The organism is Candidatus Afararchaeum irisae (genome assembly GCA_034190545.1).
Lineage (GTDB): Archaea > Halobacteriota > Halobacteria > Halobacteriales > Afararchaeaceae > Afararchaeum > Afararchaeum irisae.
The window spans coordinates 1-1,457 of record JAXIOF010000084.1; the positions used below are offsets into that span (position 1 = coordinate 1).

General features: G+C 56.8%; 1 protein-coding gene. It reads right to left on the reverse strand.

Annotated features, from left to right (window positions below; genetic code table 11):
- Window positions 1-1,457, reverse strand: a 1,457-nt coding sequence (locus tag SV253_08700) for an AMP-binding protein (protein ID MDY6776131.1), incomplete at both ends; no start/stop codon positions are given.

Below are 1,457 nucleotides of genomic sequence, written 5' to 3' on the forward strand. Positions count from 1 at the left end.
TCGGCGTCCTTGATAATCTTGTAGGAGGCGAGGTTTTCGCGGCAGAACTCGATGAGTTCGTCCTGTGTCATGCCGGGGTTTTCGGGGTCGTTGTTTTCAGGGACGACGAAAGCCTTGGGGACTTCGCCCCACTCCTCGCTCGGAGCGGGTATTACGGCGACATCGCCGACCTTGTGGTGGTCGAAGAGAGCGTCCTCGAGCTCTATCGACGATATGTTCTCACCGCCCGATATGATGATGTCCTTCTTCCTGTCCTGTATCGAGACCATTCCTCTCTCGTCGACGACAGCGAGGTCTCCTGTGTGGAACCAGCCCTCACGTCTGTCGTTGAACGCCTTCTCGGTCTCCTCGGGCTTGTTCCAGTATCCGTCCATGATCTGGTTGCCCTTGACGACTATCTCTCCGAGAGTCGAGTTGTCCCGCGGGACTGACTCGCCGTTCTCGTCGACGACATCGACGTGTGTTCCTAAGACGCCCATGCCCTGTTTCTTCTTGATGTCGAACCTCGTCTCATCGTCGATGTACCGTCGAGCGTCGGACTGAGTTATGAGGGGACCTGTCTCGGTGAGTCCGTAGAGATGCTTGATATACCAGCCGAAGTCGTCCTCGACGGTACGTATAGTAGCCTCAGGGGGCGCGCTACCGGCGGTAGTGACACGGACGTCGTTGTCGCCCTCGGTTTCGGGTTCGTTTTCGTGGTAGTACTCGATGAGGAGGTTGAGTACGGTAGGAGCGGCGCAGAGGAACGAGACGTCTTCCTCACGTACTGTGTCGAAGATCCACTCGGCGTCGATTCCACGCGTACAGACGTGTTTCGCGCCCATTCCCGTTATCGCGTATATGTGTCCCCAGCCGTTGACGTGGAACATCGGGAGTGTCCAGAGGTATACGTCGTCGTCATAGACCTCGTGGTGGTTGGTTATTATGTAGGCGTGGAGTGTCTCAGTCCGGTGGGTACGCATGACGCCCTTGGGATCGCCGGTGGTACCGGAGGTGTAGTTAATAGTGATGACCTCGTCCTCGGACATCTCGGGACGCTCATAACTGTCGGGATCAGCGTCGTCGAGTACGTCGTCGAAGTCCTCCCAGTCGCCTTCGACTTCCGAAGGATCGTTAGTGATGAAGACCTCGGTGGGAACGTCATCACGGATCTCGTTTATCTTGTCGGCGTACTCGTAGTCGGCGTAGATCGCCTTTACCTCCGCGTCGTTGAGTATGTACTCGTAGTCGTCAGGCGTGAGACGGTAATTAAGCGGTGTATGAACCGCACCTGTCTGCATTATACCGTACGCCGACTCTAAGTGGTAATGCGTGTTGGGGTCTAAGACACCGACCTTGTCGCCCTTCTCTATGCCTCTGTCCTGGAGTGCGGCGGAGAGCCTGTCTACTCTCTCCCCGAACTCGTCGTAGGTGTATCTCTCACCGGTTGTCGCTACGACCGCCTCGGCGTCGCCGTA